Annotated in this window: 1 protein-coding gene; it reads right to left on the minus strand. The window is 51.5% G+C overall.

Annotation, left to right across the window (positions count from 1 at the left end):
• Positions 1 to 465 (minus strand): transposase (locus tag QP888_RS11005; RefSeq protein WP_284813594.1); only part of this gene is annotated, 465 nt, incomplete at its 3' end.
• Between the last annotated feature and the right edge of the window lie 69 nt (positions 466 to 534).

Genomic DNA, 534 nt, shown 5'->3' on the forward strand with positions numbered 1-534 from the left:
TCGGGTGCGGAAGTCTTCGACTATCTCGTCAAGGTCTTTAGCCATGTCAGATACCTGCGACTTTGAGAGATTATTGATTCCCAAACTGGCAACGAGATCGTTCATCCTGCGTGTGGATACGCCCTTTAAATAGCAGGTGGCTATTACGGTTGTTAGTGCTCGTTCTGCCCGGGTTCGTCGTTGCAATAACCAGTCCGGGAAAAATGACCCGGTACGTAGTTTGGGTACAGCGACATCAATGGTGCCAACACGAGTATCAAGATCGCGGTGGCGGTAGCCGTTGCGGACATTAGTTCGAGACTCAGACGTGGTGGCGTAGTCGGCGCCGCAGATTTGGTCGGCTTGGGTGGACAGGATTTGGTTGATGAATCCTTGAAGCATCTCGCGCATCAGATCAGGAGAGGCTTGGGCGAGTAATTCGTCTAAATAGTTGGTCGGGTCTATAGAATAAGGGCTAGCGGCCATCGTGGTTATCCCTTTCGAGGAAGTGTGGTTATGGAATCGAAAGGTACTACGGTGGCCGTCGGCATCATT

It is taken from the genome of Corynebacterium sp. MSK297, from assembly GCF_030232885.1.
Classification (GTDB): Bacteria; Actinomycetota; Actinomycetes; order Mycobacteriales; family Mycobacteriaceae; genus Corynebacterium.